This is a genomic window from Neobacillus niacini (assembly GCF_036961885.1).
Lineage (GTDB): Bacteria > Bacillota > Bacilli > Bacillales > Cytobacillaceae > Neobacillus > Neobacillus niacini_H.
The window spans coordinates 92,249-99,020 of the sequence record NZ_JBALNQ010000003.1 but is presented as its reverse complement, the minus strand read 5'-3'; the positions used below and the strand labels follow the sequence as shown (position 1 = coordinate 99,020).

Sequence of the window (6,772 nt, the reverse complement as noted above, 5' to 3'; positions counted from 1 at the left end):
CAAGTTTAACACAGCCAAATATTTTGTAAGCGATACCAAAAACTGTGTACATAATCAAATTTAAATGATAGAATATTCAAAACATATAAATATATTCCTGTATATGGAACAGCTAAAGAAAAGGGGATGGAAAATGTCTGAGAAAAGTAATAATCCACAAATTCTCTCATCCGTCAGTAATGCACTTCGTATTCTCAAGAGTTTTTCTACATTTGAACCAACACAAAAGGTCGGTGACCTCTCAGTATCTCTCGGTCTTGCAAAAAGTACTGTAAGCCGTTTACTTACTACACTTGCTCATGAAGGTTTTGTTATAAAAGATAAAAACACGGGCCAGTATAAACTTGGAATATCCGTATTGACACTTGGCGGTATTGTAACAAATAACCTGGAAATCCATAAAGAGGTATCACCACTACTATTTAAATTAGTGCATGATACCGGGGAAACAGCACATTTATCGGTTCTGGACGGTCTCGAGACAATCTATATACATAAAGAAGAATGCAGCCACCCGGTTCGAATCCTCACACATCTAGGGAGAAAAAATCCATCCTACTGCACAAGTTCTGGGAAAGTACTGCTTGCTTTTGATGAAAATAATCTAGTTGAAGAGGTAATCAAAGCAGGGTTGCATGCATACACAAGCAAAAGTATTACAGATCCCGATAAGTTACGGAATGAATTGGAGTTAATCCGAAAAAGAGGATATGCAATTAGTACCGAGGAATTAACAGTAGGAACAAGATCCGTGTCAGCACCTATTCGCGACTATACTGGGAAGGTTGTATCAGCCATCAATGTGGTCGGCCCTCTCCAACGGATGATGGATTATAAAGTGCCAGATATCGCTAAAAAGGTTATGAATGCGGGCAAGGAAGCTTCTGAACGGATGGGGTATGATAAGCGATTTTTTGGTTAGATATAAGGTTTAGGGTCGATCGCGAACTTTGAGTTTACTGGAATAAATTTGCGCATGACCCCCAGCGCATTAACACTTTAGCGAACTGAGGGAGGGCTTCAAAAAATGCTACTAAAGTGCAGTTAATCGAATATTGAAACCTGTTACTATTTCTACCATTCCATTGGTAATCCAACATAGTTTTCAGCAAGACTTGTTGATGCAGACTTTGATGAAATGACAAAATCCAATTCTGCTAGTTGAATGCCGGCGTCAAATGGACTATTGTCGAAATTCCGATGAAGCATCGTGGTCATCCAATAGGAAAAACGCTGAGCTTTCCATACACGGCGAACACAAATTTCAGAATACCGATTGAGTAGCTCTTCCTTGCCAGATTGATAGAATTCATTGATCCCTCGAGCTAAAACTTGGATGTCAGCTACGGCTAAATTAAGTCCTTTTGCACCTGTTGGAGGCACTATATGGGCCGCATCTCCTGCAAGAAACAATCTGCCATATTGCATGGTCTCACAGACGAAGCTGCGCATTGAAACGATATTCTTTTGAATAATTGGTCCGTCTTTTAAGATCCAGCCATCTGCCATATCAACCCTTGCATGCAGCTCCGTCCAAATACGATCATCTGACCAATTTGCGATATCATCCTTAGGTTCAACCTGGATATAGTGACGTTGGATTTCAGGTGATCTAGTGCTTAGAAGTGCAAATCCTCTTTCATGATGCGTATATATTAATTCAGGGTTTACAGGTGCTGTTTTCGCCAATATTCCAAGCCAACCGAATGGATAGATTTTTTGTTTCTCTGATCTGACATCAGCTGGAATGGCTTTACGGCTAGGTCCATGGAAACCATCACAGCCAGCAATAAAATCACACGTTAATTCCTGCAACTCATCACCATGGCGGAATTGAATTTTCGGTGTAGATGTTTCAATATCATGTAGACTAACATCACTAACATTAAAGAAGATTTTTGCACCAGCTCGGTGACGGGCGGCTACTAAATCTTTAATTACTTCATGCTGGGCATAGACGGTTATTTCTTTTCCACCTGAAAGCTCATGTAAATCAATCCGGTGCCGTTTACCTTTAAATTGTAATTCAATACCGCGATGAACATGACCTTCCTTCATCAACCGCTCTCCCACACCTGTTGCCTTTAATAGATTTACTGTGCCCTGCTCTAACACACCTGCACGAATGGTACCCTCAATTTCCTCCCGAGAACGAGATTCAAGAATAATAGATTCTATCCCTTGTAAATGCAATAAATGAGAAAGCAGCAGTCCTGCTGGCCCCGCACCAATAATACCAACCTGTGAACGCATATAATCATCCCTTCTATATAATAAAGACTGTAGGAAGATACTTTAGTAAATTCCTACAGCCTTTTTCTTTATTTAACATATTCCCTATCTGCTTCAGCCTCTATCTCGACTGACTTTTTATTCCCAAAAGTAACCATGGCATTCCAACTTCCAGAAGATTGTCCGTCGGCTAAATAGGTTGGTTCCCATCCGTCTTCAATCATGCTAAATAGCATTGCAAGGTGACGACCGCCAGATTCAACCTTTGCAAACCTTGCATACTGTGGAAGCATCTCATATGCTGCTTGATAATCTTTATTCATGATGTATTCCACAAATTGTTTATCCATAGCATGTTCCGTTACAGTTGGCTTATTATGTCTTCCCCGGACTAAATTATGAGATAATGCACCACTTGAAACAAAAACAATCTTTTTCTCACTCTCTCGTAAAACCTTGGCAATCACTTGCCCCCATTTATTCGTTTCTTCTAAACTAGCAGCTAATGTAACGGATAAATTAATTACTGGAATATCTTCATTCGGAACCAAGTACCGTAAAGGAACCACACTTCCGTAGTCCCAAAGATAATAAGGGTCATTTACTCCTTGGACTTGTAAGCCAGCTTCCTCACCAGCTTTTACTAATTGATTGGCTAATTCTTCATCACCTGGCCAATGATAGGGAACATCTTTAACCAAGTCCGGCGCTTCAAATGCAGTTAGAATCCCCTTGTGGACAGGAGTACAGTCAACATAATGAAAAAATGTTGATGGCCAGTGACATGAAACTAATACTAGAACATCAGGTTTTATTGCTTCAATCTCCTTGGCAACTTCTTTCATAGCTGAAACCATATCCTGTTGAAACTCAGGTACATCTTTTTCATGGCAAATACTTGGGACATGAGGTGCCAACATACTCAATTCAATCGTCATATGATCCTCCCTAAATATTTTTAGCATTCTATACTTCAGACATCGGTTTCCCTGCTTTTCCCCAGTGAGTTTTTGGAATCTCTGTAACAATTACTCTTATATTCTCTTTTGGAGCATCTAAAGTTTCTGAAACCGTGTTCGTTATATTTTGAATCACTTCTGCGATCTTCTCTTTTGGTCTTCCTTCCATCATTTGCACGTTGATGATTGGCATCGGCGAATCACTCCATTTCTAAAATACTTCTCACATTTAATCCGTAACCGTAAAGGTCACTTCACCTAAGCCTTCAAATTTCCCACTTACGACATCGCCATATTTCAACATAACGGCACCAGTAATTCCACCTGTAAGGATGACGTCACCTTTACGAACCTTTTCTCCTCTTCTAGCCAGCATGTTTGCAAGCATTGCGACAGAATGGGCTGGGTGGCCAACGACTGCAGCACCTGCGCCTAAATCCTTTACTTCTCCATTAATGGATAGCGTAACGCCAACTAAATCCAACTCAAATTGCTCTGGTTTTTTAAGTGTTGTACCAAATACAACCCTTGAGGTAGATGCGTTATCAGCAATAACATCTGGTAGGGTAAAATTAAAATTTTCATAACGGCTATCAATGATCTCTAATGCTGGAAGCACATATTGTGTTTTTGCTAAAACTTGGGCACCAGTCACACCTGGGCCTTCTATATCTTCTCCAATTACAAAAGCAATTTCTGCTTCCACTTTTGGATGGATTTGCTCATGTAGTGGAACCTGACCGCCATTTTCAATAAGCATATAGTCAAATACATATCCATAAATGGGTTCGTTAACATTCATTTGCTTCATTTTCGCATGACTGGTTAAACCCATTTTAGGACCAACGATTCTTTTTCCTTCATTTAACTTAATATTTACAAGTTCTTGTTGAATAAGATAAGCTTCTTCAACGGTTAAATCGGGCTTCAAATTTGCTGTTATTTTGACAACTTCTCGTTTTTCAACTTCCGCAGATACCAAATATTGCGCTAACTCTTTATATTGACTCATTATTGTTCCTCCTTATCACTAACATACATTACTTACATAATAACCCTTTTTTAAAAACGAACACTTACTTGCCCGATATGAGCAAATCTTGCCGTAAATGTATCGCCTTTTGTTGCAACTTCAGCTGCAGACAGTGCACCAGATAAAATTACTTCGCCTTCCCGAAGTGGAATATCAAATTCTGATAATTTATTGGCTAACCATGCTACGCAGCTTGCAGGATTTCCTAATGCCGCTGCACCCACACCCGTATTGACAAGTTCTCCGTTTTTCGTTAGCACCATACCGATTAGTTCAAGATCTACATCCTCGATTTTGGTCGGCTTACCGCCAAGGACGTAATAGCCAGAAGAAGCATTGTCAGCAACAGTATCTGCAAGTTTGATTTTCCAATCCTTCACACGACTGTCAACGATTTCAAGTGCTGGAACAACATAATCTGTGGCTTGCAGAACGTCCAAAGTTGTTACATTCGGACCTCTTAATTCCTTTTTTAAAATAAATGCTATTTCAGCTTCCACCTTAGGCTGGAGTACATCTTCGATGGAAATGTTCCCGCCGTTTTCCACTACCATGCTATCAAGTAAATGTCCATAATCTGGCTCACCAACTCCAAGAAGATTTTGCATGGCTTTTGAAGTCAGGCCGATTTTTTTGCCGACGATTTTCTGCCCTTGCTCCAGTTTCTTATTAATATTTTCAAGTTGAATAGAGTAGGCTTCTTTTACTGTCAATTCCGAATCTATTGAAGTAAGTGGTGCAGTCCCTACTTTTGTTGCCTCTGCTTCAGCTAATTTCGCTGCATATTGTTTTAGTTTATTCGACATTTGTCTTACTCCCCTTCCCTAGAGCTTAATAGTGATATTCGATAATTCTGAGTAAAAATCAATACTATGCATGCCGCCTGTCCTGCCGATTCCGCTATGCTTCATTCCACCAAATGGAGTTCGAAGGTCACGTAAAAACCAGGTATTTACCCAAATAATTCCCGCCTCAATCTGATGTGATACTCTGTGTGCACGTCGTAGGTCATTTGTCCAAATCGTTGCACTTAATCCGTAATGGGTATCGTTTGCCTGCATGATTACTTCTTCTTCCATATCAAATGGCATGACTGTTACAACAGGTCCGAAGATTTCCTCGCTAACACAGCGTGAATTTCTGTCTAATCCAGTAATAATCGTTGGTTCTAAATAAAAACCCTTTTCAAAGCCTTCGGGGCGTTTTCCTCCTGCAAGGATGGTTGCTCCATCGTTTTTTGCAATCTCAATATAGCTGTTGACACGGTCATAATGCTCTTTGCTAATTAAAGCACCTACTTTGGAATCGCTGTTAAGTGGGTGGCCGACCTTTAATGTTTTTACCTTCTCAACAAATTTCGCTAAAAATTCTTCATACACAGGACGTTCTACATAAATACGTGATCCGCATAAACATACTTCACCTTGATTGATAAAACTAGATTTAAGCGTTGTTTCAATAACCTCATCCAAATCAGAATCAGCAAAAATGATGTTAGGATTTTTCCCACCCAATTCAAAGGAAAGCTTTTTCAATGAAGCAGCAGCAGATTTCATAATTGCTGTCCCTGTACTTGGCTCCCCAATGAAGGAAATGGCATCCACATCTGGATGTTCTGAAATCGCTCCACCTGCAGAATTTGGACCGAAGCCATGAACAAGGTTTACCACTCCATCCGGAACCCCAGCTTCTTTACAAATTTCCATTAAAACGGTTGCAGTCATTGGCGTCCATTCAGCAGGTTTAATAACAGCTGTATTCCCCATTGCCAAACAAGGAGCTAATTTCCAAGTAAGTAATAATAGTGGCAGATTCCATGGCTTAATGATTCCAACTACACCTACAGGACGACGATACGAATAATGGATCGCTAGATCATCTTGTTGATTGGCGTCTGTATTTATGGAAATCATGTAATCTGCAAAAAAGTGGAAGTTATAAGCAGCACGTGGAATATCAATACTATTGGTTAACCAGAAAGGCTTTCCAGTATCGTACGATTCTAAATAGGCTAATTCTTCTTGTCTCTCAAGAATCAAATCACCTATGCGTCGTATTACTTTGGAACGTTCTCCAACTGTCATTCCTTTCCATTTCCCATTTAACGCTCTACGAGCTGCGGCAACAGCATAATCTACTTCTTCTTTTCCTCCTTCGGCAACTGTACCTAATACTTCTTCTGTTGCAGGATTGATGTTCTCAAACGTTTTCTTGTTTTGTGATTCAACAAATTGACCGTTAATAAAATGTAAACAATTAATCGCTCTTACTCTAGTTTCAACTTTCATTTCTATATTCCTCCTAGTAATCTATATTTTTTTATATATTCTTAAGATTATGGTAACGGTTGCGAATTCCACATACAACTCCATAGTTTCCCTATGTGCAACAACTAATAAAAATTTAAAACAAAAATTTGATTTTTACTGTATATTTAGAGATAAATCTGAATATTATTAATTTTCTCTTTCCAATTAAGATTTTTAATGATATATTGCGGACTATAGAAGTTAAGATTTTGTATGGTTAGCAATCTAGTTTTTATAAG

At 39.2% G+C, this 6,772-nt stretch carries 7 protein-coding genes; 1 reads left to right on the top strand and 6 read right to left on the bottom strand.

The genetic code is table 11. The features are described 5' to 3' along the window. The first annotated feature begins 133 nt into the window (after positions 1-133). On the top strand, positions 134-922 hold the full coding sequence (locus V7124_RS02525) for an IclR family transcriptional regulator (RefSeq protein WP_335485545.1): 789 nt from the start codon (positions 134-136) through the stop codon (positions 920-922). 152 nt (positions 923-1,074) lie between these two features. On the opposite strand, the gene pobA is transcribed toward V7124_RS02525, so the two are convergent. The 6 genes from pobA to V7124_RS02495 form a co-directional block, all read right to left on the bottom strand. Next, positions 1,075-2,253 carry a 4-hydroxybenzoate 3-monooxygenase gene (pobA, locus tag V7124_RS02520; RefSeq protein WP_335485542.1) on the bottom strand — a complete coding sequence of 393 codons (1,179 nt, stop codon included), beginning with the start codon at positions 2,251-2,253 and terminating at the stop codon, positions 1,075-1,077. 68 nt (positions 2,254-2,321) lie between these two features. After that, a complete protein-coding gene (locus tag V7124_RS02515; RefSeq protein ID WP_335485538.1) occupies positions 2,322-3,170 on the bottom strand; it encodes an extradiol ring-cleavage dioxygenase in 849 nt (282 codons plus the stop codon). Positions 3,171-3,198: 28 nt separating this feature from the next. After that, positions 3,199-3,384: a 4-oxalocrotonate tautomerase gene (locus tag V7124_RS02510; RefSeq protein ID WP_335409475.1), complete on the bottom strand. Its 186-nt coding sequence runs from the start codon at positions 3,382-3,384 to the stop codon at positions 3,199-3,201. 36 nt (positions 3,385-3,420) lie between these two features. Continuing rightward, positions 3,421-4,203, bottom strand: a complete 783-nt coding sequence (locus V7124_RS02505; protein WP_335409472.1) for a 2-keto-4-pentenoate hydratase — start codon at positions 4,201-4,203, stop codon at positions 3,421-3,423. Positions 4,204-4,253: 50 nt separating this feature from the next. Further along, positions 4,254-5,030, bottom strand: coding sequence for a 2-keto-4-pentenoate hydratase (locus tag V7124_RS02500; protein WP_335409469.1), 777 nt, complete (start codon positions 5,028-5,030; stop codon positions 4,254-4,256). A gap of 18 nt (positions 5,031-5,048) precedes the next feature. After that, entirely contained in the window at positions 5,049-6,512 is a 1,464-nt protein-coding gene (locus V7124_RS02495; RefSeq protein ID WP_335485535.1) for an aldehyde dehydrogenase, read from the bottom strand. Between the last annotated feature and the right edge of the window lie 260 nt (positions 6,513-6,772).

What these genes read in the sequence shown, in the direction of transcription:
- V7124_RS02525 (WP_335485545.1), top strand. Translation starts at nt 134, where the DNA reads ATGTCTGAGAAAAGTAATAATCCACAAATTCTCTCATCCGTCAGTAAT.
- pobA (WP_335485542.1), bottom strand. Translation starts at nt 2,253, where the DNA reads ATGCGTTCACAGGTTGGTATTATTGGTGCGGGGCCAGCAGGACTGCTG.
- V7124_RS02515 (WP_335485538.1), bottom strand. Translation starts at nt 3,170, where the DNA reads ATGACGATTGAATTGAGTATGTTGGCACCTCATGTCCCAAGTATTTGC.
- V7124_RS02510 (WP_335409475.1), bottom strand. Translation starts at nt 3,384, where the DNA reads ATGCCAATCATCAACGTGCAAATGATGGAAGGAAGACCAAAAGAGAAG.
- V7124_RS02505 (WP_335409472.1), bottom strand. Translation starts at nt 4,203, where the DNA reads ATGAGTCAATATAAAGAGTTAGCGCAATATTTGGTATCTGCGGAAGTT.
- V7124_RS02500 (WP_335409469.1), bottom strand. Translation starts at nt 5,030, where the DNA reads ATGTCGAATAAACTAAAACAATATGCAGCGAAATTAGCTGAAGCAGAG.
- V7124_RS02495 (WP_335485535.1), bottom strand. Translation starts at nt 6,512, where the DNA reads ATGAAAGTTGAAACTAGAGTAAGAGCGATTAATTGTTTACATTTTATT.